The sequence below is a fragment of the Cryptosporangium sp. NPDC051539 genome (assembly GCF_044454545.1).
Classification (GTDB): Bacteria; Actinomycetota; Actinomycetes; order Mycobacteriales; family Cryptosporangiaceae; genus Cryptosporangium.
In genome coordinates this window covers 54,812-80,309 of record NZ_JBITDV010000019.1, presented here as the reverse complement: position 1 = coordinate 80,309, position 25,498 = coordinate 54,812, and the positions used below count along the sequence as shown (strand labels likewise).

At 70.9% G+C, this 25,498-nt stretch carries 25 protein-coding genes and 1 tRNA gene; 11 read left to right on the top strand and 15 right to left on the bottom strand.

Annotation, left to right across the window (positions count from 1 at the left end; all coding sequences use genetic code 11):
- Positions 1 to 18 precede the first annotated feature (18 nt).
- Complete coding sequence (locus ACIBZJ_RS40365; RefSeq protein WP_395938921.1) at positions 19 to 1,305, bottom strand: hypothetical protein; 1,287 nt, start codon at positions 1,303 to 1,305, stop codon at positions 19 to 21.
- A gap of 91 nt (positions 1,306 to 1,396) precedes the next feature.
- Here ACIBZJ_RS40365 and ACIBZJ_RS40360 point away from each other — a divergent pair, with 91 nt between their 5' ends.
- Positions 1,397 to 1,645, top strand: a complete 249-nt coding sequence (locus ACIBZJ_RS40360; RefSeq protein ID WP_395938920.1) for a type II toxin-antitoxin system Phd/YefM family antitoxin — start codon at positions 1,397 to 1,399, stop codon at positions 1,643 to 1,645.
- Positions 1,642 to 2,025 carry a PIN domain-containing protein gene (locus ACIBZJ_RS40355; RefSeq protein WP_395938919.1) on the top strand — a complete coding sequence of 128 codons (384 nt, stop codon included), beginning with the start codon at positions 1,642 to 1,644 and terminating at the stop codon, positions 2,023 to 2,025. Before ACIBZJ_RS40360 ends, ACIBZJ_RS40355 begins: the two co-directional genes overlap by 4 nt.
- 137 nt (positions 2,026 to 2,162) lie before the next feature.
- Here ACIBZJ_RS40355 and ACIBZJ_RS40350 read toward each other — a convergent pair.
- The 6 genes from ACIBZJ_RS40350 to ACIBZJ_RS40325 all read right to left on the bottom strand — a co-directional run bounded on the left by ACIBZJ_RS40350 (position 2,163) and on the right by ACIBZJ_RS40325 (position 8,496).
- Positions 2,163 to 2,239: transfer RNA gene (locus ACIBZJ_RS40350), tRNA-Ala, on the bottom strand.
- 480 nt (positions 2,240 to 2,719) lie between these two features.
- Positions 2,720 to 3,826: a hypothetical protein gene (locus tag ACIBZJ_RS40345; RefSeq protein WP_395938918.1), complete on the bottom strand. Its 1,107-nt coding sequence runs from the start codon at positions 3,824 to 3,826 to the stop codon at positions 2,720 to 2,722.
- 205 nt (positions 3,827 to 4,031) lie between these two features.
- Positions 4,032 to 4,646, bottom strand: coding sequence for a GNAT family N-acetyltransferase (locus ACIBZJ_RS40340; RefSeq protein WP_395938917.1), 615 nt, complete (start codon positions 4,644 to 4,646; stop codon positions 4,032 to 4,034).
- Between the two features lie 91 nt (positions 4,647 to 4,737).
- A complete protein-coding gene (gene glp / locus ACIBZJ_RS40335) occupies positions 4,738 to 6,018 on the bottom strand; it encodes a gephyrin-like molybdotransferase Glp (RefSeq protein ID WP_395938916.1) in 1,281 nt (426 codons plus the stop codon).
- Positions 6,015 to 6,947 (bottom strand): UTP--glucose-1-phosphate uridylyltransferase, encoded by a 933-nt coding sequence (locus ACIBZJ_RS40330; RefSeq protein ID WP_395938915.1) that lies wholly within the window; start codon positions 6,945 to 6,947, stop codon positions 6,015 to 6,017. Before ACIBZJ_RS40330 ends, glp begins: the two co-directional genes overlap by 4 nt.
- Before the next feature lie 61 nt (positions 6,948 to 7,008).
- Complete coding sequence (locus tag ACIBZJ_RS40325) at positions 7,009 to 8,496, bottom strand: HAMP domain-containing protein (protein WP_395938914.1); 1,488 nt, start codon at positions 8,494 to 8,496, stop codon at positions 7,009 to 7,011.
- A 54-nt stretch (positions 8,497 to 8,550) separates the two neighbouring features.
- Here ACIBZJ_RS40325 and ACIBZJ_RS40320 point away from each other — a divergent pair, with 54 nt between their 5' ends.
- The 3 genes from ACIBZJ_RS40320 (at position 8,551) to mscL (ending at position 10,267) form a co-directional block, all read left to right on the top strand.
- Entirely contained in the window at positions 8,551 to 9,183 is a 633-nt protein-coding gene (locus ACIBZJ_RS40320; protein WP_395938913.1) for a 5-formyltetrahydrofolate cyclo-ligase, read from the top strand.
- Positions 9,184 to 9,313: 130 nt separating this feature from the next.
- Positions 9,314 to 9,730: an FmdB family zinc ribbon protein gene (locus ACIBZJ_RS40315; RefSeq protein WP_395938912.1), complete on the top strand. Its 417-nt coding sequence runs from the start codon at positions 9,314 to 9,316 to the stop codon at positions 9,728 to 9,730.
- Positions 9,731 to 9,886: 156 nt separating this feature from the next.
- A complete protein-coding gene (gene mscL, locus ACIBZJ_RS40310) occupies positions 9,887 to 10,267 on the top strand; it encodes a large conductance mechanosensitive channel protein MscL (protein ID WP_395938911.1) in 381 nt (126 codons plus the stop codon).
- A 168-nt stretch (positions 10,268 to 10,435) separates the two neighbouring features.
- Here mscL and ACIBZJ_RS40305 read toward each other — a convergent pair whose 3' ends face one another.
- Together ACIBZJ_RS40305 and ACIBZJ_RS40300 are read right to left on the bottom strand one after the other, a co-directional pair.
- A complete protein-coding gene (locus ACIBZJ_RS40305; RefSeq protein ID WP_395938910.1) occupies positions 10,436 to 10,603 on the bottom strand; it encodes a hypothetical protein in 168 nt (55 codons plus the stop codon).
- Positions 10,604 to 10,693: 90 nt separating this feature from the next.
- The gene (locus tag ACIBZJ_RS40300; RefSeq protein ID WP_395938909.1) at positions 10,694 to 13,318 is read right to left on the bottom strand and encodes a penicillin acylase family protein; all 2,625 of its coding nucleotides are present in this window, start codon (positions 13,316 to 13,318) and stop codon (positions 10,694 to 10,696) included.
- 79 nt (positions 13,319 to 13,397) lie between these two features.
- Here ACIBZJ_RS40300 and ACIBZJ_RS40295 point away from each other — a divergent pair, with 79 nt between their 5' ends.
- Positions 13,398 to 14,399 carry an MBL fold metallo-hydrolase gene (locus ACIBZJ_RS40295; RefSeq protein ID WP_395938908.1) on the top strand — a complete coding sequence of 334 codons (1,002 nt, stop codon included), beginning with the start codon at positions 13,398 to 13,400 and terminating at the stop codon, positions 14,397 to 14,399.
- A 54-nt stretch (positions 14,400 to 14,453) separates the two neighbouring features.
- Here the strand turns inward: ACIBZJ_RS40295 and ACIBZJ_RS40290 are convergent, their stop codons facing one another.
- A complete protein-coding gene (locus ACIBZJ_RS40290; protein WP_395938907.1) occupies positions 14,454 to 15,062 on the bottom strand; it encodes a TetR family transcriptional regulator in 609 nt (202 codons plus the stop codon).
- 343 nt (positions 15,063 to 15,405) lie between these two features.
- On the opposite strand from ACIBZJ_RS40290, the gene ACIBZJ_RS40285 reads away from it, so the two are divergent.
- From ACIBZJ_RS40285 to ACIBZJ_RS40265, 5 genes are all read left to right on the top strand, one after another.
- The gene (locus ACIBZJ_RS40285; RefSeq protein WP_395938906.1) at positions 15,406 to 16,785 is read left to right on the top strand and encodes an amino acid deaminase/aldolase; all 1,380 of its coding nucleotides are present in this window, start codon (positions 15,406 to 15,408) and stop codon (positions 16,783 to 16,785) included.
- Between the two features lie 10 nt (positions 16,786 to 16,795).
- Positions 16,796 to 18,118, top strand: coding sequence for a D-arabinono-1,4-lactone oxidase (locus ACIBZJ_RS40280; protein ID WP_395938905.1), 1,323 nt, complete (start codon positions 16,796 to 16,798; stop codon positions 18,116 to 18,118).
- 60 nt (positions 18,119 to 18,178) lie between these two features.
- Positions 18,179 to 18,388, top strand: coding sequence for a hypothetical protein (locus ACIBZJ_RS40275; protein ID WP_395938904.1), 210 nt, complete (start codon positions 18,179 to 18,181; stop codon positions 18,386 to 18,388).
- Positions 18,389 to 18,525: 137 nt separating this feature from the next.
- Positions 18,526 to 19,536, top strand: coding sequence for a glycosyltransferase family 2 protein (locus ACIBZJ_RS40270; protein WP_395938903.1), 1,011 nt, complete (start codon positions 18,526 to 18,528; stop codon positions 19,534 to 19,536).
- A gap of 64 nt (positions 19,537 to 19,600) precedes the next feature.
- Positions 19,601 to 20,737: a lysylphosphatidylglycerol synthase transmembrane domain-containing protein gene (locus tag ACIBZJ_RS40265; RefSeq protein ID WP_395938902.1), complete on the top strand. Its 1,137-nt coding sequence runs from the start codon at positions 19,601 to 19,603 to the stop codon at positions 20,735 to 20,737.
- Positions 20,738 to 20,787: 50 nt separating this feature from the next.
- On the opposite strand, the gene ACIBZJ_RS40260 is transcribed toward ACIBZJ_RS40265, so the two are convergent.
- The 5 genes from ACIBZJ_RS40260 to ACIBZJ_RS40240 all read right to left on the bottom strand — a co-directional run bounded on the left by ACIBZJ_RS40260 (position 20,788) and on the right by ACIBZJ_RS40240 (position 25,421).
- Positions 20,788 to 21,531: a class I SAM-dependent methyltransferase gene (locus ACIBZJ_RS40260; protein WP_395938901.1), complete on the bottom strand. Its 744-nt coding sequence runs from the start codon at positions 21,529 to 21,531 to the stop codon at positions 20,788 to 20,790.
- Between the two features lie 5 nt (positions 21,532 to 21,536).
- Positions 21,537 to 22,658, bottom strand: a complete 1,122-nt coding sequence (locus ACIBZJ_RS40255; protein ID WP_395938900.1) for a glycosyltransferase — start codon at positions 22,656 to 22,658, stop codon at positions 21,537 to 21,539.
- A gap of 30 nt (positions 22,659 to 22,688) precedes the next feature.
- On the bottom strand, positions 22,689 to 24,293 hold the full coding sequence (locus ACIBZJ_RS40250) for a phospholipase D family protein (protein ID WP_395938899.1): 1,605 nt from the start codon (positions 24,291 to 24,293) through the stop codon (positions 22,689 to 22,691).
- 36 nt (positions 24,294 to 24,329) lie between these two features.
- Positions 24,330 to 24,830 carry a MarR family winged helix-turn-helix transcriptional regulator gene (locus ACIBZJ_RS40245; protein ID WP_395938898.1) on the bottom strand — a complete coding sequence of 167 codons (501 nt, stop codon included), beginning with the start codon at positions 24,828 to 24,830 and terminating at the stop codon, positions 24,330 to 24,332.
- Between the two features lie 102 nt (positions 24,831 to 24,932).
- Positions 24,933 to 25,421: a DUF421 domain-containing protein gene (locus ACIBZJ_RS40240; RefSeq protein ID WP_395938897.1), complete on the bottom strand. Its 489-nt coding sequence runs from the start codon at positions 25,419 to 25,421 to the stop codon at positions 24,933 to 24,935.
- Positions 25,422 to 25,498: the final 77 nt, after the last annotated feature.

Sequence of the window (25,498 nt, the reverse complement as noted above, 5' to 3'; positions counted from 1 at the left end):
GTCGGGAAGGCAGGCGTCTCACTCGGTCACTCGTGTCAGGTGCGCTGATCCGTCGGCGACCACGGGTGGGTTGAGGGCGACTGCTCGGCTGCGCTCTGCGAGGTGGACGGGTAGGTCGCCCTGCTCGATGAGCCACGACACCCACGCGGGAAGGAGCGCGGTCAGCTCCGCAGCGAAGTCGTCCTGGTAAAAGCCTCGGACGTGTGCGGCGACTTGGGTGATCCGATGCGGAGAGCACGCTTGATACGGAGCGTCACGGTCGAGAATCAGCCAGGAGTCGGCCAATTCGCCGACCAGCTCATCGAAGGCGGTCGGCTGGGGAGGGAGATCCGCCTGCGCTAGATACCAGTCGGCGAAGCGACCGGCGGCCTCTTTCGACAACGCGCTATCCCGTCGGTCGGTCGGGCGCACGGGAGTCTCGGCGAGCACGACCTCGGCGAGGCGCTTGGACCGATGATATTCGGCAAATTGCTCGGTGGTCTCGCCGCCTATCCGCATGAAGCCCTCTTCGCGCGGCATCAGCCGATCCAACAATTCGCGATCGTCGATCGGGCCGAACGTAACTCCGTCGGCAGCCGGCTCGCCGACGCCGCTCAGCCAGTCGGCAAGCGCCGCGTCGAGGGTCTCGTGGTAGCGGCCGTGAACGGTGTGGGCTGTGCCAGAACAGGTGTCGATATCCCAGAGATACCACCGCTCAGGCCCGTCACCGATCCGGAAAGGTGCTGCGACCCCGAACCGGCTCCCGTAGAGATCCCGGGTCCACACCGGCCGCCCGGCCAGCACAGGACCACTCGGCAAGAGCGGAAGAACGGCAGCGTTGATCCGCGCGCGCAGATCACCGAGAGCGTCGGCCATCATCGCTGCGAACGGCTCGGGAACGGTTCCGGCCACGACGGCCGCTACCCGCCACGGCGCCTGCCACGCCGGTCCGGCGTCATCGATCGCACCCAACGCTGTGTCGACGAAGACTTCAAGAAAGATGTTCGGGCCGACGTGTGTCTCCAGACCGTCGGCGGCGGCCAGGTCGGTGAGCGTCCGACCCATCCGTACGCAGAGCTCGTCCTCCAACTCGCTCTCGGTCGCCGTAGCGGCGAGCTCGGTCAGTTCGGCCAGCAGAGGACCAGCGGCCGACTTCGCACGAGTGCCTCGACGCAGGTCTAACTGTTCCCGATGTCGCGTCAGATCGGCCAGGAAGTCCGTCGAATCGACGCCGAGCGCGGCGGCCGATCGAGGGAGTCCCTGACTCTGCCTGCGCTGCTGCGTCTTCTTCTGCTTCGCCTGCTTGCGTTTCCGGGAAACGGGCACCGGCGCAGCCTAGAGCTTCGCCACCCGCACCGCGATCCGCACCTCCTGACTGGCACCAACCGCCGAGTAGCACATGTGCTACCTTCGAAGTATGCACGAAGTCGGATTGCGCGAAATGCGCCAGAACGCCAGCGAACTGGTCCGTCGAGCTGAAGCCGGCGAACGCGTGACGATCACCGTCGCCGGCCGGCCGGCCGCTGTCCTCGGCCCGGTCAGCCCTCGCGCCTGGCGCGAGTGGGACGACCTCTCTGGTGTGTTCGATCAGCCCACAGACCCGAACTGGGCAGGCGACCGGGATCTCATGGACGACTCCATCACCGACCCGTGGATCGAACGATGAGCCGCGGCATTCTCGATACCAGCGTCCTCATCGCGACGGACGTCACCCCGATTCCCGGCGAACTGGCCATCAGCGTCGCCAGCGTCGCGGAACTCCAATTCGGGGTCCTGATCGCGAAGTCAGCCGAGACGAGGGCGCTGCGCTTGGCGAGGCTGAGCGCCATTCAACGCCGATTTGATCCGCTTCCCGTCGACGAAGCCACAGCTGACAGCTACGCCCGACTGGCTGCGCGAGTCGTAGAGGTCGGCCGCCAGCCGCGCGCTCGGGTGATGGACCTGCTCATCGCCGCGACCGCACACGCACAGGGGGCAGCCGTGTACACCCGCAATGCTGACGACCTCACCGGTCTCGAAGACCTCATCGCGATCCATACGGTCTGATGATCGACCGAGACCTTGCTCACGATCGGTGCCGCCGACTGCCGACCCAAGCGTCCTGGTCCACGGTCAAATAACGGTCGAGCATCAAAAAGCCGGCCTCCTTCGAGAAGGAAACCGGCCTCTGACCTGCTAAGACTTGGTGGAGATGAGGGGATTCGAACCCCTGACCCCCTCGATGCGAACGAGGTGCGCTACCGGGCTGCGCTACATCCCCAAGCCCGTGAATACCTTACCAGCACTCCGAGAATGCCTCCGCACGCGGACCCAGGCCCGAGGATCCAGACCCGGCCCCGCGGACCCGGATCCGGACCCGTGCCCAACGACCCGTACCCAAGATCCCGGGTCAAGGCCGAGGACCCGGACCGGGCCCGAGGATCCAGACCCAAGCGCTAGGACCCCCGGCCCAAGCCCGAGAGCCCAAGCCCGAGGACCCGGGCCCGAGGACCCGGGCCCGAGGACCCGGGCCCGAGGACCCGGGCCCGAGGACCCGGGCCCGAGGACCCGGGCCCGACCCGACCGACCCGACCGACCCGACCCGACCCGACCGACCTGGCCCGACTCGGCCCAACTCGGCCAGGCCCGGCCGAACCCAAGCCCAGGACCCAAGCCCGAAAACGCGGACCCCAGCCAAGAACGCAACCCCGACCCCAAGAACATCAGCCAGCCAAGAACGCAGGCCCAAGCCCGGGCCGCGTCAGCCGTTGACGACCTTCGGCAGGCGGACGTCCGCGCCCGCCGTCCGGGCCTGACGGCGCGCGACCACGTCACGACGGACGCTGTCGCGGGTCGCGACCACGACCGGGCGGACCGCCCAGGTGCCGTCGGCGGCCAGGTACACCTCGCGCCCGGCGGCGGCCAGCACTCGGACGACGTCGCGGGCCGGGCGTTCGCGCTCGCCCCGGGGCAGCGACAGCCAACCGGCCGCCGCGCCCACCGCTGCGGAGCCGAGCCAGGCCTCGCGGTCGGCACCCGCGGGCACCTGACGCAGCGCCCGCCGGACGAACGCTTCGGCCCGGTGGGCACGCGCACGCGCTACCAGCGCCTGCGCGTGCCGTTCCTGAGCCTCACGCTTCTGCCGCTCGGCGGCGAGGGCCCGCAGCCGGCCGAGCAGACCGGCGGCGGCGAGCGCCGACGCCAGCGCGCCGAGCCAGAACGCCACACCGAGGAAGACGCCCGCCACGGCCTGGCCGAGGACGAGCGACGCCAGGATCAGCACCAGCCGGCGACGCCGGGCCCGCTGCATCTCGGCGGCCCGCCGGACCGCCGCCGCCGGAATCACCGCCGACGACGTCCGCGGCACCGGCACCACGCTGACCGGCCGATTCGCGACCACCGGCGCAGACGCCGGCCGGTTCGCAACCACCGGCCGGCTGCCTGCCGGTCCCGACGCCGGACGGTTGCCCACCGCCGGTGCCGACACCGGCGCCGCGCTCACCGGAATCGCGCTGGTGGGCCGGTTCCCGTTCGCCGGGCGCCGAACTCGCACCCGCGCCCCGGGACCCGCCGAACCCGCCAGCGCTTCCCGCACGAGCGACGCCCGTACGGCGGCCAGATCGCGGCCACCGGCCGACACTCCTTGGGCAGTCCGCACCGCCGCCGGAACGATCAGCGACGTCGGCGGGCGCAGCGGGCCGCCGGACGGAACCGTGCGACGACGCCGCTCCCGAGGGAGAACCCGCATCGACGAAGCACGAAGCTCCGCCTGACCCCGCAGTGCGGTGTCGTAGCGGTGGGCCAGAGCCGGCATCAGGATCAATACCCCAGCAGCAACGACCAACGCGAGCAGGACAGACGACGGCATAAGCCCTCCCTCCCCAGATCCGGGTGAATTACACGTGCGTAGTTCTGAGGCTACGAGCAAAGTCCAGGACATTCGGGAACTCAACGGGCGTGTCTGGTTCTTGACCAGAACAGCAACCAGAGCAACAGGAGTCACCGAACCCCCTGCCGGGGGGAGGGCACCATCGGAGTTTCAGTTGGCCGACCGGGACAGATGTCCCGGCAAATCAGGACACGCGCGCGCTCCGCCAACGCGCCAGCAACCCCGCCGGCGCCACGTCTTCCACCGTCAGCGCGTAGCCGACGTGGTCTCGCCAGCCACCGTCGATGTGCAGGTACCGAGGGTGGAAACCCTCCTGCCGGAACCCGAGTTTCTCCACCACCCGACGGCTCGACGTGTTCTCCGGCCGGATGTTGACCTCGATCCGGTGCAGCGCCGCGTGCGCGAACGCGAAGTCCACCGCCATCGCCAGCGCGGTCGGGATGACACCCCGGCCGGCGACCCGGCTGTCGACCCAGTAACCGGCATACGCGGAGCAGAACGCGCCCCGGACGATGTTCCCCAGCGTCAGCTGCCCGACGAACGCGTCCTCGTACGTCACCACGAACGGCATGATCTGGCCGAGCCGGACACCGCGGCGCAGAGATCTGTACAGCTCGTAGTAGTCGCTGACCCGGTGGCGGTCGGCCCACGGCCGCATCGAGGTCGGCTCCCAGCGGGCCAGCCATTCCTCGTTGGCCAGGCGCACGTCCGACCACGCACGCGCGTCACGGATCCGGTGGGGGCGGAGGCCTACCGGGCCCTCCGCCAGGGTGGCCGGCCAGCCGGGCAATGCGGTCATCGGCGTCCTCGCGGCGGTAACTGGTTCCGCGAGCTTAGACACCTCCGACACCCGCGCGCACGGGCGGTCGAGGATCCGCGCGACTTTCGGTTCAGCCGGAGTTCACCAACAGCAGCGCGGGTACCTCCGTCCCCACCGGGACATCCGCCGCTGCCTCCGGGATCGCCAGCAACGCGTTCGCCGTCGCGTACCCGGTGAGAAATGCGTCACCCCCGCCGAGCGGTTCCGCCGCGAGGTCGTCGTCGACCCGGGCGGGCCGGAACTCCCGCACACCCGGCGGCGACGTCAGCGGCGACGTCAGCCGGACCAGCACGGCGTCCCGGAACAGCGTCTCCGCGCCGGCGAGCCGCCGCAGCATCGGCCGCAGCAGGAGTTCGAACCCCAGCAACGCCCCGGCCGGGTCCCCCGGCAGGCACAGCACCGGCAACCGCGTCGGACCCACCCGTCCGTACCCGACGACCAGCGGCGGTTGCATCGGCAACGTCTCGAAGTGGACCACGTCGTCGTGACCGAAGAGCCGCCGCAGCACGTCGGTGTGACCACCGCCGGTACCGCCGGTGGTCACCAGCAGGTCGGTGCGGTGCGCGTGGTTCTCGACCAGCGCCCGGAGCGCCTCGTCCTCGTCCGGGACGATGCCGACGCGGTGCGCGTGCGCACCGGCCTCCCGGGCCGCCGCGGCCAGCCCCAGCGAGTCCACGTCGACGACCCGCCCCGGCACCGACGGCTGCGCACCCGGCCGCGACGGATCGACCACCTCGTCCCCGGTGGCTGCCACCAGCACCCGCGGCGGTGGCGAGACCAGCACCGAATCGATTCCGACCGACGCCAGCAACGCGATCGTGGCCGCGGTCACCCGGGTGCCGGCCGGCGCCAGCACGGCACCCGCCGCGACCGTGCTGCCCCGTCGCCGGATCCCCTCGCCCGGGCTCGGCACCCTTCCTATGCGGACGCTGGCCAGCCCGCCGTCCGTGGCCTCGCCGGGCACGATCGCGTCCGCACCGGAGGGAACCGGGGTGCCGACGGTCACCGTGTAGCTGGCACCGGCCGACACCGTGGCGGGCTCCCAGGACCCCGCCGTGAGGTCGCCGATCACGTGCAGCCGGACGTCACCCGGATGCGTGAACGGGTCGTCGGACCACTGCGCGTCGCCCAGAGTGTCGTGCGACCGGACGGCGTAGCCGTCGACGGCGGCGACGTCGAACGCGGGCACCGACGAGGGCGCGACGACATCCTCCGCGAGGAGGACGCCGAGCGATTCCAGCAACGCCATCGGCAGCGGACGCAGTGGCTCCAGATCGGCCAGCGCCGCATCGACGAACCGCTGGGGCCCCGCCCCCAGCAACTCCGCGGTCATCCCCCCCGAGATGGTCACGCCAGGTCGTTCCGCACGTAGTCCACGAGCCACTCCTTGAACTCCGAGCCCAGGTCCTCGTGGTCGACGCCGAGCAGGACGGTGGCCTTGAGGTAGTCGATCTTCGCGCCGGTGTCGTAGCGGCGGCCCTGGAACACGACGCCGTGCACCGGGGTGCCGTCGGCGAGCAGGGAGGCCATCGCGTCGGTCAGCTGGATCTCGCCACCCGCGCCGGGCTTCGTCTCGCGGATCGCGTCGAAGATCTCCGGCGGGAGCACGTAGCGGCCGATGATCGCCAGGTTGCTCGGCGCGTCGTCCGGCTCGGGCTTCTCGACCATGCTGGCCACGCGCACGATGTCGCCGAGGTGGGCGCCGTCGCCGGTCCGGCCGGTCGACTCGACCGCGACGATCCCGTAGCGGTTGATGTGCTCACGCGGCACCTCGAGCAGTGCGAGCACGATGCCGCCGTGCTCGGCCTGGATGTCGAGCATCGTCGGCAGGATCGGGTCACGCGCGTCGATCAGGTCGTCGCCGAGCATGACCGCGAACGGCTCGTTGCCGACGTGGGTCGCCCCGCAGAGCACCGCGTGCCCGAGGCCCTTCGGCTCACCCTGGCGGCAGGTGCTGATCGACGCGATCTCGGACGACCGGCGGACCGCGTTGAGCTCCTTCGTCTTGCCCTTTTCCTCGAGCGACTGCTCCAGGTCGGGACGGCGGTCGAAGTGGTCGACCATCGCGCTCTTGCCCCGCCCGGTGACGAGCAGGACGTCGTCGAGCCCGGCCGCGGCGGACTCCTCGACGATGTACTCCAGGGCGGGCTTGTCGACGACCGGCAGCAGCTCTTTCGGCACCGCCTTGGTCGCCGGGAGGAACCGTGTTCCCTGCCCGGCGGCCGGAATCACGGCCTTGCGTGTGGATCGGGGCTTGTTGGCGGCAGAAGTCTCGACCATGACGGGAGACTAGCCAACAAACCCGGGCACGTCTCCGTCGGCTGACGGGTGTCGGCCGAGGTTAACGATGGAACGACGGGCGGGTGGCCGGCAGGGAGATTCGCCAGGGATTGTGGCTGACCGTCACCGGGGCCACCCGGTGCAGCAGTGCGTTCTCGAGCGCGACCGCCGCCTGCCCGGCGAACGAACGCACGGTGAGCAGGTCCCCGTCGTCGAAATCGTCGCCCCCGAGCCGGTCGTAGAGCGCCAGCACGCCGAGCAGCCGACCGCCGGGCAGCGCCGGTGGGTGCGGCGGCCCCACGATCGGTACCGCGATGAACGTGCGGCAGTCCGGTTCCCCGGTGCTCAGGTGCACGTCCGCGCTCACCCGGCCCAGACGACCTTCGGTCGTGGCGGCCACTCCGCCGAGCAGCCCGTCCCCTATTTTCAGGCGGACGCCGTCCGGCCGGACGCCGCGGGCGGCCAGCCCGAGTGCCCGGCGCCCGACCAGCTGCGTGTCCGCGGTGAGCAGGACGATCCCGCCCTCGGCCGCGGTCGTCGCGACCACGCTCTCCAGCACGACGTCGAGGATCCGGTCGACGTCGTTCGTGCTGGACATCGTGTCGCCGAGCAGCGCCAGGGTTCTGCGGAGCTGGTCCCGGCCCGCGGTGAGCGCGGCGACGTAGGCCTGCATGCTGCGGGTCATCCGGTTGAACGTGCCGGCCAGGTGTCCGATCTCGTCGCACGCCCGCACCGGCACGCGGGCGTCCAGATCCCCGTCGGCGACCGACTCGGCGGCGGTCGCGACCTCCTGCAGTGGCTTGGTGAGCGCACGGGCCAGCACGTTGGCCGCGACCAGGGACGCACCCGCCGCGGTGAGGACGACGAGCATGAGTGCGCCGTAGAGCGCGGTGGTGTCGGGGGCCGGTGTGGACAGGACGGTCTCGATCGGACGGCCGGGTGCCGGGGCGAGCACGCGGAGGCGCAGCGCGTGCGCACCGAGGTCGATCCGGGTGCGGCCCGCTGCCGCGGCTCGGGTGGCCGGCGTATCGGCGGCGCGGGTGGTGACGTCGACGTCCGGGATCGGGACCAGCCCGGAGAGGTCCTCGGCCGACACCGTGAGCGCGGCGCTGACCTGACCGGCGGAGGCGCCGTCGGACCGGTGCAGCGGGACGCTCGCGGCGATGACCGTGGACCCTCCCGCGGGCGCGGTTCCCCGGGTGCAGTCGCCCCAGCCGGAGCCGCGCGGACCGGCCTCGGCGACGACCGTGCCGTTCGTGTTCCGCACCCGGGCCGCGTCGGCCAGCCCCCGCGTGACGACGAAGTTCGCTGCCGACAGCGGCCGGTCGCCCCGCGAGATCGTCGCCGCCAGTGCCTCGGACGCCGCCCGGGCCCGCTGGCACACGCTCTGCACCGCGGTACCGACGACGGCTGCGGCCGCGTCCAGCCGCTCGGTGGCCCGCTCCTCGGCGAGCCGGCTCGCTCCGACGCCCACCGCCACCGCGCCCAGCAGCAACGGCCCGAGCACGACCGCGAGCAGCGACGCCGCCAAGCGTCTGCGTAGGGTCACATCGACCTCCCAGGTCTCTGGGCCGCGAGTCTCTGGGCCGCGAGAGGAGCAGCGATGAGCCCGACGGCGGCGAAGGCGGCGCTTCGCGTCACCCGGCGGAACGCCCGCACGGAGCGTCTCGCGCGGCTCTCCGCGGCCGAGATGGCCACCGAGAGCCGCCGCCTGGTGGCGCATCTTCTCGCCGGGCTCAACGACCGCGGGGTGTGGTCGGTCGCGGCATACGTTCCGGTCGGTTCCGAGCCGGGCGTCATCCCCGGCCCGCCCGACCTGTTCGGCGCACCTCGGGTCGGTCTGCCCGACGCGCTGCGGGAGGCCGGGCTCGGCGTCCTGCTGCCGATCAGCCGTCCGGATCGCACGCTCGACTGGGGCGGGTACGAGCACCGCCAGGAACTCGTCCGCGGGCCGCACGGTCTCTGGGAGCCGCCGTCCGAGGCGGTTCTCGGCCCGGAGGCCCTGACGACGGTCGACGCGATCGTCGTGCCCGCCCTCGCGGTCGGCCGGGACGGGTCGCGGCTCGGGCGGGGAGCCGGGTACTACGACCGCGCACTCGAGTGTGTGACGCGGAACACAGCCCTGATCGCGCTCGTCTACGACGACGAATTGCTCGACTCGGTACCGACCGAGCCCCACGACCGGCCGGTCAGCGACGTGGTGACGCCCCGGGGTGGCTGGCTCGCGCTCCTGTGAGCAGAGCGACAATGGTGGTCAACTAGCGCCCGGCGCCGGAATATCGCACACTTAGCACTCGTTCGGCCTGAGTGCCAGGCCTGAGCGTCAAGCCTTAGTGCCAAATGAAGTTCCAGCGGAGGAGGCGGCCGTGCCGACCTACCAGTACAAGTGCACGGCCTGCGGCCACCGGCTCGACGCGGTCCAGTCGTTCTCCGACGCTCCGCTGACCGTGTGCCCGAACTGTGAGGGTGAGCTCCGCAAGCTGTTCTCGTCCGTGGGAGTCGTGTTCAAGGGGTCGGGCTTCTACCGCACCGACTCGCGGTCGGGCTCGTCCGGCTCGGAGCCGGCCAAGACCCCGGCCGGGTCGGAGTCGGGCTCCTCGTCCGGCAAGTCCGACAGCTCGTCGTCCGGCGGCTCGAAGTCGTCCGACTCGTCGTCTTCCTCGAGCTCGTCCTCCGGGTCTTCGTCCTCGTCTTCGTCGTCCTCGTCTTCGTCGTCCTCGTCTTCGGGGTCCTCGTCCTCAGGGTCGTCGTCCGGGTCGTCGTCGACCAAGGCCGCGGTCTAGCAGTACGCCCGTCCTCCGGCCGCCGGCGTTCGACCGGGCGACGTCCCGCCCGGCGCGGGTCCGGGGGTCTTCGGGTCTCGGCATATCGGGTAGCAGGGTCTCGGCTACAGTGCGGTCGCCCAGCTGACCACCCCGAGAACCCCGAGGACAGCCCACATGTTCAGTGGATTCCGCGACTTCATCCGGCGCGGCAACGTCATCGACCTCGCGATCGGCGTCGTGATCGGCGCCGCCTTCACCACGCTGGTCACCCAGTTCGGCAACTCGTTCCTGAAGCCGCTGATCCAGCTGGTGAGCGGCGGCAAGAAGGTGAGCGGCACGTTCTCGATCCGCGAGGCGACGTTCGACTACGGAGCGTTCCTCACCGCGCTGATCGTGTTCCTGGTGACCGCCGCCGCGCTGTACTACGTCGTGGTGGCGCCGATGAACCGGATGGCCGAGCTCCGCCGCCGCGGCCAGGAGCCCGACCCGGCCCCGCCGTCCGAGGAGGTCGTGCTCCTCACCGAGATCCGCGACGAACTCCGCCGGCGAGGCTGAGTAAACGAGGCTGAGTAAACCCAGTTCCGAGGTGCAACAAACCCAGTTCTGACGTGGAGCCCGCTCAGAACGGCGCTGCCGCTCGAGCGCACCGACGCCGTGACATTCAGGGGCCCGTCACAAGGAGGCGCGCTCGCGCAGCAGCGCCGTTCTGGGCGGGCCGTGCAATCACGCGTCCCAGTGGGGCGGGCGGTCTTCCAGCAACTCCAGGTCACGCAGCTTGCGGGCGGCGGCGTCGCGCCAGTCGGCGTCGACGTCGTCGGCCGTCTGATCAGGCAGAACGATGAGGTCCGTGTCGTCGATCATCGGGACCTCGCGGTCATCGTCCGACACCATGCTCGCCGTCCTCCCGTGCCCGCCGCGAACCCGCGGCGCGGATGTTCCTGACCCCAACCCTAACCGGCCCGCGACACTCCCGGATCCCGCTCAGGGCGTCAGATTCTGGACATAGCGAGCCTCGGACCGGATCGTTTCCGGGCGCCACCTCATCGGCGTTGTCCCACCGTTCTGCCAAAGTTCAACCTGATCCGCGTAGTGGTCGGAGAACGGGTGCCCGGACTCCCCGGTCAGGTTCACCCAGCGTGACCGGTCGAGGTCGGCGAGGTCCACCACCATCCGCATCGACGGCACCCAGTCGACCTCGTACCCGTCCGGCGCGTACGACCCGGTCGCGTCGACCAGGCTGCTCCCTCCGGCCAGCGGGTACGGCCCGCGGTTGAAGATCGCCTCGATGAGCCCGATACCGGATTCCCCGAACGACTGGTTCCGGATCGTGAGCGTGTGCAGGTCACCCCAGCGCCACTTCGACGGGTCGTCGCCGAGCCGGTCGGTCAGCTCCTCCGACGCGTCGGTGAGCGCCAGCCGCAGGACGTCGTCCCGCTTCTCGGTGACCGAGGTCCCCTTCTCGTCCCACCACGGCGAGTCCGGCGTCGTCAGCAGCGAGCTCACCACCGCGAACCAGCGGCTGCCACCGTCGGCGGGCAGATCGTCCGGCAGTTCGTCGAACGTCCGCTTCAGGACGGCACGCCAGACCGCGTTGAAGTACGCCGCCGGGGCCGATCCCGCCGGCTGCGTGTAGTCCCAGTTCGCCAGCAGCCGCGCGGCCGGTGGCGCACCGCTGATCGACGTCAGCAGCGGCACCAGCACCTTGGCGATGCCACTCTGGGTGTCCAGCTGGATCTGGCTCAGGTCCGCGGCGTCGACTTTGCCGGTCGCGAACTTCGCCTGCAGCCGGGCCTCGATCCGGGAGCTGCGGTAGCCGTAGTCCCAGTCGTAGCCGAGCATCGGCCCGGCGCCCTCGACGACCGGCGCCTGGTTCGCGGTGACGACGTATCCGCCGGGCGGGTTGTAGACGTACGGCATCTGCTCGAACGGCACCGTGCCGGCCCAGTCGTAACTGGGGTTCCAGCCCGGCACCGGGAACAGCCCGTCACCGCTCCCGCGCACCGGGATCGTGCCCGGCGCCTGGTAGCCGATGTTGCCGTCGACGTCCGCGTAGATCATGTTCTGCGCCGGCACCGCGAAGTTCCGCGCGGCCGCCCGGAACTGGTCGAAGTTCTGCGCGGTGTTCAGCCCGAACAGCGCGTCGGCGGTCCGGCCCGGCGTCAGCGCGGTCCAGCTCAGCGCGACCGCGTAGGCGGGATTCGCCGGTGTCGCCTTCTGCGTCGGCACCCCGGCCGCGTCCACGCCGGGTTTCGCGCCGACCTCGCGCAGGTCGGAGTCCTGGTCGGACAGCAGCGGGCCGTGCACCGTGCTGCGGATCGTCAACTGGACGTCGTCCCCGCCGGCGACCTTGATCGTCTCCTTGCGGACGGCCAGCGGGACCTGGTCGCCGTCGCGCTCGTAGGTCGAACCCTGCACCCGTTCGAGGTAGAGGTCGGCGACGTCCGGCCCGAGGTTCGTGAAACCCCAGGCGACCCGCGCGTTGTGCCCGATCACGATGCCCGGCACTCCGGAGAACCCGAACCCGGCGACGTCGATCGGGCAGGCCGCGCTCGTCGTGGTGCAGTGCAGGCCGACCTGGTACCAGATCGACGGCATGACCGGCCCCAGGTGCGGGTCGTTGGCCAGCAGCGGCTTGCCGGTCGTGGTGTGGCTGCCGGAGACGACCCACGAGTTCGAGCCCAGGCCGTCGCCGATGCCGAGCAGCTGCGGGATGCGGTTCAGGCCCTCGCCCAGCGAACCGAGCGAGCCGCCCAGGACGGTCACCGCGGCCCGCACGGCGGCCTGGTCGGCCGTCTCGGGTGAGCCGCCACCGCCCGCGGTCCCGGGGCGGGACGCGCCGGACGTGCGGCTCGGTGACGTCGGCGCCGGTGCGGTCGGCGTGAACTTCCCGTCGACGATCGCGCCCGCCTTCAGGATCGGCGCATGCGTCTGGTACGGGTAGGCCGGGAAGAGCTGGTTGATCTGTTCCCAGCTGAAACCGGCGGCGAGCAGCCGGGCCCGTTCGAGCTCCTCGGACATGTTGCTGCGCAGGTCCCACGCCATCGCCTTGAGCCAGGCCAGGCTGTCGACCGGCGACCACTTCTCGATCCGGTACCCGGAGTTCTGCAGCTTCAGCACCGCGTACTCGACGCCCGCCGACGATCCCCGGTGTTCGTCGATCCAGGCGTTGACCCCGGCCGCGTACGACTCGAGCCAGCTGCGCGTCTGCGGGGACAGCAGCGGGAGCTCCTGCGCCGCGACCCGTCGCCAGCCCATCGTCCGGATGTACTTGTCGGTGTCGACCTGCGACTTCCCGAACAGCTCGGAGAGCCGGCCCGCGGTGACGTGACGCCGGAAGTCCATCTCCCAGAACCGGTCGGTGGCGTGCAGGTAACCCTCGGCCCGGAACAGGTCGTCGGCGTTGTCCGCGTAGACCTGCGGAACGCCGTACGTGTCGCGGTAGACGCGCACCGACGAGTCGAGCCCCGGGACCCGGATCGTGCCGGTGTAGTCGGGCAGCGACTTGTGGAACGTGAAGTAGACGGTCCCGGACACGAGGCAGGCCACCACGACGAGCGTGATGACGACGTACAGGCCGAACAGCCGCAGAACCCTAACCGCGTTCACAACCGGAGAATTTATGCCCTGAGCCACTCGCGGGGCGCGGTTAGCCTGGGAATCAGCTTTTCGCGCAGAGGGGTGGCTCATGTTGGACGCTGAGCGGCTTGCCCGTGCTCGTCGAACCCGTTTGAACGCCGATCGTCGCCGTCGCGGCGAGCGGACCTGGCCCGAATCCTTCGCCGACCGTCTGACCAGCCCACTTCCCGGGCCACGCGAACAGTTCCAGCTGTTGCGCAACGGCCGTCCGAAAGTCGACCGGGCCGACGCCGCCCACATCCCGGTCGACCGCTCCGGTTTCGTCCGGGCCACCGCCCAGGAGCAGTTGATCGTCACCTGGGTCGGGCACGCCGGTTACGTCATCCAGATCGGTGGGCTCACCGTGCTGACCGACCCGATCTGGTCCGACGCGATGCCCGGCGTCAGCAAGCGAGTCACCCCGCCCGGCATCGCCTGGTCCGACCTGCCCCCGATCGACGCGGTCGTGATCAGCCACAACCACTACGACCACCTGGACGCGCAGACGATCCGGCGGCTTCCCCGCGACACCCCGATCCTGGTACCCGCGGCGCTCGGCGAGTGGTTCACCCGCCGCGGCTTCACCGAGGTCAGCGAGTTCGACTGGTGGGAGTCGGTGACGCTGGCCGGGGTGACGTTCGACTTCGTCCCGGCCCACCACTGGAGCCGCCGGTCGCTGACCGACACCTGCAAGACGCTCTGGGGCGGCTGGGTCCTCACCGACGACGCCGGCCAGCGCGTGTACTTCGCGGGTGACACCGGCTACGGGCACTGGTTCAACGAGATCGGTGGCCGCTTCTCCGGCATCGACCTCGCGCTGCTGCCGATCGGCGCCTACCACCCGCGGTGGTTCATGCAGCCGGTCCACCTGGATCCGGAGGAGGCCGTCCGCGCGTGCGGCGACCTGCGCGCGGCCCGGATGGCGACGATGCACTGGGGCACGTTCGTGCTCACCGGCGAGCCGCTCACCGAGCCGCGCGAGCGGGCGCTGCTGGCCTGGGCCGAAGCCGGGCGTCCGCGGGAGGACCTGTGGGACCTCGCCGTCGGCGAGTCCCGGGAACTGCCTCGCTGACGACCGGCCGCCGCGGGGAGCGCCCGTGCTCCCCGCGGCCCGTGCTCCCCGCGGCTACGGCGCGGAGGCCTCGGGCACCTGCACGTACCCCTCGAGGTGGATCCGCAGCATCCGCCGGCCCTGGCTGAGCACTTCCTCGTCACCCTGCGGGTCCCGGCCGAACGCGAACTTGATCAGCGCGTCCGCGACCTTCGTCGTGGTCAACAGCGCGAGCCGCAGCGCCGGCGTGTCGACGACGCCGAACCGGGTGTGCAGCAGCCCGGCGACCTGGCCGGCCAGTACCGAGTCGTTGTCCTGGGTCGGGTCGAGCAGGTACGTGTCGACGATGTCGCCGAAGCGCACGGCGCGGAAGCCGGGGTGGTGACGGCACAGCTCCACGTACACGTCGAACGCGCTGTCGACGGTCGCCCACCAGTTCTCGTAACCGCCCTCGAGCAGGATCGCGTCGAGCCGCGCGGCGAAGACCGCCATGTTCCGGGCCGAGAGCGCCTTCACGGCCGCCCGCTTGTCGGCGAAGAACTGGTAGAAGGACCCCGGTGAGACCCGGGCGCGGCGGGCGATGAGGCTCGTTGTCGTCGCTTCGTAGCCGCGTTCGGCCACCAGTTCACCGGCCGCGTCGAGGATGCGTTCGACGCGCTGGCGACTTCGCTGCTGGCTGGGCATCCTGCGCAACGGCTCAGCGGACGAGTGCTCGGGAAGCCACCCGTCGGGCTCACGTCCCGGGCCGTTACCCGGCGCCCGTCTCGTGCCCGGACGGGATCCAGCACGACCGCTGAGCGGCCGTGACGGCTTTCCGGGGATCTGCGCCGTCTGTCGGACTGTGGTCACGGTCCGAGTATTCCTTGTGAAGTCGCATCAGAGGTGCATGGCCGGACTTACGCTCAGGACCGGCCCGATCCGGACCTGGGGAAACGACGACTGGAGGCGCCGGATGGCACGGCCCGGCAATTCACCTGGCCACGCGGGTTTCCCTGGCTCCGAAGGCGCGCCGGACGACTCGCCGACGATGCCCCTGCAGCCGGCCTCGTCCGCCGCCGAAACAGAGCCTCTGCCCTCCCGTCCGGCACCCGGTCGGGCCCTCGCCCACGGTGGTTCGCCGGGCGGCGTAGAAAAAAGGACGGAAGACGGTGACGGCGAGAACCGGCACCCCCTCGCGAACCACCTCGCGCCGGAGGCGGTTTTCGCCCGGCTCGAAGCGGCGACCGCGCACCTCGAGCCACCGTTCGCGGTCCTCGACCGGAGCGCGTTCCGCGCGAACGCGGTCGCGCTCACCCGGCGCGCCGCCGGGACGCCGCTCCGGATCGCCAGCAAGTCGCTGCGCTGCCGCACCGCGCTGATCGAGGCGCTGTCGCTGGACGGGTTCGCCGGCGTGCTCGGGTACGCGCTGCCGGAGGCGCTCTGGCTGGCCGGCGGCGACGGAGCGAGCGCGTTCAGCGACGTGGTCGTCGGCTACCCGAGTGCGAACCGGGCCGCGCTGAAACAGCTCGCCGCGGACGAGAACCTCGCGAGCCGGGTCACGCTGATGATCGACTCGGTCGACCAGCTCGACCTGATCGACGAGGTCGCCCCGCCCGGCCGCCGGGCCACGATCCAGGTCTGCCTCGACCTCGACTCCTCGCTGAAACTGGGGTCCCGTGTGCACATCGGTGTACGGCGGTCTCCGGTGCATACACCGGCCGACGCCGCGGTGCTGGCGCGGCGGGTCGCGCTCCGGCCGGGCTTCCGGATCACCGGCGTGATGTCGTACGAGGCCCAGATCGCCGGGGTCGGCGACGCGCCGCCGGGGCGGTTCTTCCGCGGGCTGGCGGTCCGCTGGATGCAGCGCCGGTCGTGGCGCGAGTTGCTGGAGCGCCGGGCCGCGGTGGTCGACGCGGTGCAGAACGCGCTGCAGCAGGTCGGCGCGGCACCGCTGCGATTCGTGAACGGCGGCGGCACCGGCAGCGTCGAGAAGACTTCCACCGACCCGGCCGTCACCGAGGTCGCGGCCGGGTCCGGGCTCTACGGCCCGACGCTGTTCGACGCCTATCGCTCGTTCACCCCCCGCCCGGCCGCGATGTTCGCGGTGCCGGTCGTGCGCCGCCCGGCCAGGGGCTGGGTCACCGCGGCGGGCGGCGGCTGGATAGCGTCCGGCCCACCCGGTCCCGACCGGCTGCCGACGCCGGTTTTTCCCCCGGATCTCGAGATGGCCCCCACGGAGATGGCCGGCGAGGTGCAGACTCCGCTGCACGGCGACGCGGCGGATTCGCTCAAGCTCGGCGACCGCGTGTGGTTCCGGCACGCCAAAGCGGGCGAGCTGTGTGAACACGTGGACGTGCTGCACGTCGTCGACGGAGACCGGGTGGTGGACGTCGTTCCGACCTACCGGGGCGAAGGCAAAGCGTTCTGAGGAGTAGCCGATGACGGTCGTGTCCCCACCCGCTACCAGCTGGGTCAACTGGGGTCGCAACCAGCGCTGGACGCCGGCCGCGGTGGCGACACCGGCCAGCGTGGACGACCTGGCCGCCACGGTGCTGGACGCCGCCGACCGCGGCCTCCGGGTCAAGCCGATCGGCGCCGGGCACTCGTTCACGTCGATCGCCGCCACCGACGGCGTGCAGATCAGCCTGGACGCGCTCTCCGGCGTGGTCTCGGCCGACGCGGCGTCGGGGCTGGTCACGCTGCGCGGCGGCACCCGGCTGCGAGACATTCCGAGGCTGCTCGCGCCCTACCGGCTGGCGATGACGAACCTCGGCGACATCGACTCGCAGTCGATCTCCGGCGCGATCTCGACCGGAACGCACGGCACCGGAGCCTCGTTCGGTGGCCTCGCGACCCAGGTGCACGGCCTCACGCTCGTGCTGGCCGACGGCTCGGTCGTCGACTGCTCCCCGTCCGAGGAGCCGGAGCTGTTCGAGGCGGCCCGGCTCGGGCTGGGCGCGATCGGCGTGATCGCGGCCGTGACGCTGCAGTGCGAGCCCGCCTTCCTGCTGCACGCGGTCGAACGGCCGATGCCGCTCGGCGCGATGCTGGAGGAGTTCGACGACCACTGCGGCGCCCACGACCACGTCGAGTTCTACTGGTTCCCGCACACCACCGGCACGCTCTACAAGCAGAACAACCGCCTGCCCGGCCATTCCGAGCGCCAGCCGTTGTCGCGGGGCCGGGCCTGGTGGGACGACGAGTTCCTGTCGAACACGGTCTTCGCCTGGGCGTGCGAGCTCGGGCGCGCGGCCCCCCGGGCGATCCCTCCGCTGGCCGCCGTCTCGGCCCGGGCACTGGGTGCGCGGGAGTACACCGACCACTCCCCCGCCGTCTTCACGACCCAGCGCCGGGTGCGCTTCCGGGAGTCCGAATGGTCGATCCCGCGGGCGGCGCTGCGGGAGGCGATCCGGTCGATCGAGAACGTCATCGATCAGCGCGGGTGGCGGATCTCGTTTCCGATCGAGGTCCGGGTCGCGGCCGCCGACGACCTGTGGATGTCGACCGCGCACGGGCGCGACTCCGCGTACATCGCGGTGCACCAGTACCACCGGACCCCGTACGAAGACTACTTCCGCGCCGTTCAAGACATCATGGTCGGCCTCGACGGCCGCCCCCACTGGGGCAAAATGCATTATCTGGACGCTTCGGCGCTGGCCGGTCGCTACCCGCGGTATACCGATTTCCTCGCCGTCCGGGAGCGTGTCGACCCGGCCCGCCGCTTCGGCAACGCCTATCTCGAACAGGTGTTGGGGTCGTAGGTTTTGTCAGGGGGTAGTGCTTACATCGATGTAAGTAAGCACTGAGCCCCGGAGGTGGACATGCGAGCCCTGCGTCACTCGGATGAGCGTTGCCCCGACTGCCGTGGCGGCCTGGTCGGTGCGGAACCGTGGGAAGCCTGGTTCGCCCGCTGCGACGAGGTCCCGTCCGACCTGCGCGACGAGCGGCCCGACTGCGACGAAGAGGTCGACTGCCCGTCCTGCGGCGGTACCGGGCTCCGGCGTCCGCTCGCCCGCAAGCACGCCGCCTGATCCACCTAACGGCCGTTTTCTCCAGCGTTTTTCTGGCGGCACACGGTCTCGGGCTAAGCTGTCGCTCGCTCGGACTACCCTGACGCTCGTCCGGAGCCGCGACGCCCGGCAGCCGCATCGAACCCCCGCGAGAGGCCATGAACGCCGACCCGACGACCACTCTCACCGAGGCCGCTACCCCGCACGCCCGTCACGCCAGCGTCAGCGGTGGTGACCCGGCACAGCCGCAGGGCGCGCTCAACGAGCTCGACCACGGGCCGAACACGCTCGACGCGACGATCGTGCTGCCCTGCTACAACGAGGGCCCACACGTCCTGCTCGAGCTCGAGCGCATCACCCAGGCGATGGACGCGAGCGGCTTCCGCTACGAGTTGCTCGTGATCGACGACAAGTCGACCGACAACACGCTCGAGGTCCTGCAGGAGGCGCTGCCCCGGTTCCCGCGCATGCGGCTGATGCCGTTCCAGCGCAACGGCGGCTCGGGCACCGCGCGGCGGATCGGCAGCGCCGAGGCCTACGGGCGCATCGTGGTGTGGACCGACTCCGACATGACGTACCCGAACGAGCGCATCCCCGAGTTCATCCAGTACCTGATCGACCACCCCGAGACCGACCAGGTCGTCGGCGCCCGCACCACCGAGCAGGGGACGCACAAGTTCCTGCGGGTGCCGGCCAAGTGGGTCATCCGGAAGGTCGCCGAGACGCTGGCCGGCACGAAGATCCCCGACCTCAACTCGGGCCTCCGCGCGTTCCGCCGCGACGTCTCGCTGCCCTACCTGCGCCTGCTGCCCCCCGGCTTCAGCTGCGTGACGACGATCACGCTCTCGTTCCTGAGCAACCAGCACACGGTCGACTACCTGCCGATCGACTACGCGAAGCGCGCGGGCACGTCGAAGTTCCACTTCGTCCGCGACGCCTATCGGTACATCCTGCAGGTGCTGCGGATGGTGATGTACTTCAACCCGATCAAGGTCCTGATGCCGCTGGCGCTGATCTTGCTCGGGGTCGGGTTCGTGAAGGCGATCGTCGACGTCGTCATCTACTTCTTCCGCATCACGACGAACTCGCTGCTGCTGATCGTCACCGGCCTGCTGATCGCGTCGGTGGCGTTGCTCGCAGACCTGATCGTCCGGTCCCGGGCCGACTGAGTTGCCCAATCCGGGTGGTTCCACTGCTTTGCCGAACGACGCGCCGATCACCACAGGTAAGCCGGTGAACGACGCGTCGTCGGCTTTCCGGTCTTCTGCGGACGACGACCCGCGCGCGGCCGTGGGCGAGGCTGCGGCCGGGAGCGCCGATCCTGGTCCTGGTGCCGCCAGTGGTGCCGCAGACGCCGCGGGCGCCGGTGAACTCGCTGCGGTGGAGTCGGCGGAGGTCGCGTCGGGCGGGCATCCGCCGGACCACGCCCCCGGCACCCCGGCGAAACCGGCCCGCCGGGCCCGCGCGATCCTTCTCACGGCCGCGAAGGTGCTGCTGCTCGTCCTGATGGTGGCGTTCGCCGGGTACGCGCTGGCCAAGAACTGGGGCCGGTTCACCGAGGCGCTGCGCGAGCTGAACCCGTGGGTCGCGGTCGTGTCGCTGCCGCCGGTCGCGCTGGCGATGTTCTGCGCGGCCCAGGTCTGGCGGACGCTGCTCTCCGACCTCGGGGCACCGATCCCGGCCTGGGCGGCCGCCCGGATCTTCTTCATCAGCCAGCTCGGCAAGTACCTGCCCGGCTCGGTGTGGTCGATCGCCACCCAGATGGAGCTCGGACGGCAGTACAAGGTCCCCCGCCGGGTCGGATTCGCGGTCGGCGTGCTGGCGCTGCTGCTCACCGCGGCGGTGGGGCTGCCGGTCGCGGTCGTGACGCTGCCGCTCGCGGCACCGGACGTGCTCGGCAAGTACTGGTGGGGGATGCTGGCCATCCCGTTCCTGCTGGCGTTCCTGCACCCGCGGGTGCTCGGTCCGCTGGCCAACTTCGGGTTCAAGCTGATCCGCCAGCCGAAGCTGCCGAAGCTGCCGTCGCTGCCGGGGATCAGCAAGGCCGCCGGGTGGCAGGTGCTGGTGTCGGTCTGCTTCGGCGTCCACGCGGCGATCCTGCTGGTGGGCCTCGGCGCGCCGATCGGATCGTCGCTGCTGGCCGCGATCGGTGGGTACGCGCTGGCTTACGCGCTCGGCTTGCTGGCGATTCCGCTGCCGGCCGGCCTCGGCGTCCGTGACGGGGTGTTGCTGGCCACGTTCGCGACCGTGGTGAGCGGGCCACAGGCGGCGGTCGTGGTGGTGCTCTCGCGGGTCGCGTTGACCGTGATCGACATCACGCTGGCGTCCGGCTTCCTCGCGTTGTCGCGGCGGGTCAAGGCGAAGTCGTGACGACACGAATTCGGGGCTACCGGCACCGCCGGTAGCCCCGAATTCGTTGCTCAGCCCTTCGGGCCGGTCGCCACCGCGAGGAGGCCGATGCCCTTCGACGGGGCCAGCTCCTGGATCAGCGTGAACGGAGCCATGCCGAGCTTCAGCACCTGGCCGGCGGCCTTCTTCGGCTGCAGGAATCGTCCGGAGGTCGCACCGCGCTCCTCGATCACTTCCGACACCGGCGCAGCAGGCTCCGCGAGCTTCTTCGCCGAGACCCGGTTGCTGACCGCCTCCAGCGCGTACCCGACCGGCCAGCCGTACCGGCGGATCGCCACGTCGGTGCAGCCCACCGACGTCAGCAGCGCCTCGAGGTCGTCCGCGCTGTAGCGCCGGTAGTGCCCGACCAGCTCGTCGGACGGACCGAATCGGTGCTGGTCGGCCGGCACCGACACCATGAGCTTGCCGCCGGGCTGGATGAACTGGACCCACTCGGCGAGCGTGCCGCGGTCGTCCGCGATGTGCTCCAGCACCTCGAACGCGCACACCAGGCCGTACTCGGCGCCCTCGGGCACCTTGTGGTGGTCGCCGTGCAGCACGGTGCCCGAGATCCGCGAAGAGGCGGTCTGCCACGACGACTCGTCGGGCTCGACGCCGGTGTAGGTCGCGTACTGCGCCAGGCGGGCCCCGACCGCGCCCTGGCCGCAGCCGAGCTCGAGGATGCTCGTCGGCGCCAGACGCTCCAGCGTCGGCCGGACCACCGCCCAGCGCAGGTTGGCCCGTGCGGTCAGCGGAGGGGTGATCGGTGAAGACATGTCGGTCAACCTCGCGTCGAAACTGGGGTGTTTACTCGGTCGCGCAGCGCCGCCACGACTCGGGCCGGGTAGAAGTGCTCTTCGGCGTGCTGCCGAGCGGTGACCTTGGCCTGCTTCAGCTCGCCCCGATCAGCGGCCAGGTTCCGCAGCGTCTCGGCCAGGGCCCCCGCGTCGCCGGCCGGGACGTAGAGCGCGGCGTCGCCGACCATCTCGCGCTGCGGCGGGGTGTCGGACGTGACGACCGCGCAGCCCGCGGCGGCACCCTGGTAGACCTTCGTCGGGACGACGTTCTGCGCCTTCGCGGTGGTACCGAAAATGCCGAGGCTGACGTCGTGGGACGCGACCAGCTCCGGCAGTTCCGGCCCGGCGACCCACTCGATCCACTCGACGTGGCTGTTCGCCGCGGCCCGTTCCCGGCAGTCGGCGTGGTCCTGGCCCTTGCCCACCATCGTCACCGCGATACCGGGCTCGTCGGCCAGCATCGCCAGCGCGTCACCGAGGTAGGCGGTGCCGTGCAGTGGCGTGAACAGCCCGACGAACACGACCCGCAGCGGGTCGGTGGCCGGCCGGTCGGGCGTCTGCGCGACGAACCAGGCCCTGGTCGCGCCGACCGGGGTGACGACCGCCCTGGTCACCACGTCGGCGGGCAGCGCTTCCCGGTGCTCGGGCGTGTCGACGACCACGACGTCGGCGCTGTCGAGCGCCTTGCGGTCGATCCAGCGCAGCAGCTTCTGCTTCGCCCCGCCCGACCCGGCGAGGCCCCGGTCGGTCGCGGTGCCCGCGGCCGAGACGAGATGGTCGAGCACGATCGGCGTCTTGCGGAACAGGAACCGCGCCAGCCGGACGTCGAAATGCCCGAGATAGCCGACCAGGACGGCGTCCACCTGGCCGTTCTTACGGGCTCGCCGGGCACCGGCGATCAGCCGGGACCAGCACCGGCCCAGCTGCCAGGCGAGCACCGGCAGCCGCCACGGCTGCCTGAGCATCTGCACCCGACCGGCGGTGTCCAACGGCAGCGGGTCGTTGACCTCCACGACCTCGTCACCGGACTCGCGCAGCCCGTCGATCAGCACCGCCACCCGGGGGTGCCGATGCACGTCATAAGTGCCGAAAGCCAGCCAGCGCACCGCGCCAGGCTACCGGGCCGCCCCCAGCGGTCAGAAATCGTCCGCGCGGCGCAGGCGGCGCGGACGGCCGTCGGGGTCGAGGAGGTACTGGTAGAGCGGGTCCGCCCACACTCCGGCGAACTTCGCCAGCTTCGCCGGAGCGTACGGCCGCAGCCGCCCGCTCGGCCGGGTTCCCTGCTTTCCGTTCCGGTGCCACTCGTCCAGTGCCCTGGCCGAGTTCGCGAACGTCTCGTAGGCCGTTTCCGGGTCGGCCAGAGCGTCCAGATCGTGGCCGGTGAGCTCCAGGTGCTCGGAGGCCAGCGACAACCGCAGGTTGCGGGCGTAGGCCCGCGCGCCGTCACCCAGACCGGCCGGATCGACGGGTGCGCGCGGGTCACGCTCGTCGTCGATCACCGCGCAGGAGAGCTCGGAGTCGTAGGTCCAGGACCGGCGGTTGAGGTTGTCGGAGCCGACCACGGCCCAGATGTCGTCGATCACGCAGACTTTCGCGTGCACGTAGACCGGGGTGCCCTCGCGGTTCTCCGGCCCGTAGACCGCGATCCGGTCGGGCGCGACCGCGCGCAGCTTGTCCAGCGCCCGGTTCCGGCCGAGGTTCTCCCCCGTCGTCGACAGCCCGGTCTGGTCGGGATAGGACGGGACGACCGCGATCAGGTGCAGGTCGGGATTTTCTTTCAGGGCCTCGGCGAAGCACGCGGCCACGTCTTGCGACCAGAGGTACTGATCCTCCAGGTAGATCAGCCGGCGCGCCCGTTTGAGCGCCTTCAGGTAGGCGCGCGCGATGCTGCGCTCGCCGTCCGGCGCGAACGGGTAACTGTTGCGCCGCCGGTGCGGGTACGTACGCAGGATCTGGACGTTGTGGGAGCCGGCGGTTCCGGGGTCCGGTGGCTGTTCGGGCAGCGGGTCCGGCGTGATGTCGCGGTGGGACAGCCGGTCGCGGGCGACCCGGGCGGGGTTGTTCGAGAGCGGGCTCGGATCCTCCCAGCGCTCCCGGAAGACCGTGTCGACGTCGCCCACCGCCGGTCCCTGGATCCTCACCTGGACGTCGTGCCACGGCGGCCGCTCGCCGTAGACGTCGGGCATCGGCTGGGCCTGCGGGTCGCCGGCGTGGTCGGCGTCGTCACGGCGGCTGTGCCCGAGGTCGATGCCGCCCACGTAGGCGATGTCGCTGCGTGGCTCGGCGGGGTGGCGGATCACGACGAACTTCTGGTGGTGCGAGCCGCCGGTGCGCACGCGCATGTCGAGGAGCACCTCGCCGCCCGCTTCCTCGATCTCGACCCCGAGGTGCCGGTTCTCCTCCGCGCTGAACTGCAGCTTGTCCAGGTGGGAGCGCCAGACCAGACCCTTGACGACGACGCCGCGCCGGGCCGCGTCGGAGAGTACGTCGCGGACGGTCCGGTCGGGCTCGGCGGCGAGAAGCTGATCGGGGTCGCCGCGCCAGTCGGTGAAGAAGAGGATGTCGCCCTTCTGGGCGGCGTCCACCGCTTCGAGCAGGTCGGCGAAGTACGCCGCACCGTGGATGAGCGGCCGGACGTCGTTCCCGGTCGTCCAGGCCGACCCGTCGGGGTGCCGGGAGTCGAGCCGGGTAGCCGGGTTGCCGCGCTCGTCCGCCGACAGGAACCACTCGTCGAGGAGCATGCTCTGCCTGTACCCCGCACCGGGGTACAGGCACACTCACACCGCGACCGGCGCTCCGGGTTGGGGGACGACGGCGATCTGCGGGCCGGGACGGTAGGAGGCGGCGACGGAGTCGGCGAACCGGCGCAGGGAGCCCGCGAACGTCACGACGTCGTCGTCCGACCAGTCCTCGAGCCCCCGGGAAATCAGTTCGACCATCCGCTCGCGGTGCGCGCGCAGCGTCCGCAGGCCCGTGTCGGTGATCGCGAGCCGATGGACGCGACGGTCGGCCGGGTCGGTGGCCCGCGCCACCATGCCCGCCTCGATCAGCGCCGCGACCTGGCGGCTGATCACCGAAAGGTCGACCCGGAGCCGCTCGGCCAGATCGCTGGCCCGCTGCTCACCGTCCGTGGCGAGGATCCCCAGCATGGGGATGGCGCCGGCCGCACCCACGTTGTTGCTCCCGACCGGCGGGGCGACCCGGTGGAACTGGCGCTTGATCTCCCCGATCGCGGGCAATTGGTCGAGCAGCTGGGCACATGCCTCCTGCGACGCCATTGCCGCCTCCTTGATAGTTGCTCGACTCAACCATACAGCGGGGTGCGAGTATCGCCCACGTCAGCGTGGCCACTGTGTCGGGAATCATCACATAAAGGAGGGTCAGCCGACCGGAGGCTGGTCCTCCGCGCCGCTCTTGCCGCTGCCGCTGCCGGCTCGGGCGAAGAACGAGATCCGGCCGTTCGTCTCCATGACCGCAAGTTTGATGTCGGCGAACTTCTCGAACCCCTCCTGGCGGGCGGCCGCGATCAGGTCGTCGATCGCGAGACGTTCCATCCGCATCGTCTCCAGCACCGGTTCACCGTTCTCGACCACGACGTACGGGACGCCGTGCACGATCGGCCGGGCCCGGCGGTACCGACGCTGGATCCATCCCAGACCGATCGTGAGCAGCGCGAACACGCTGACCGCGAGGATCCCGGACGTCACCGAGTAGTCCTGCTGGGTGACCGCCTGCTGGATCAGGTCGCCCATCGTGACGTAGAGCAGCAGCTCGAACGTGCTCAGCTCGCCGAGCGTCGCGCGGCCGACCGTGCGGGTGATCAGCCAGAGGAAGCCGAACATCACCAGCGCACGGAAGACGATCTCCATCGTGGGCCTCTCAGTGCGGGAGCTGGATGTCTCAGGGCAGGAGCTGGACGTCTCGGGGCAGGTACGGGGCGTCTCAG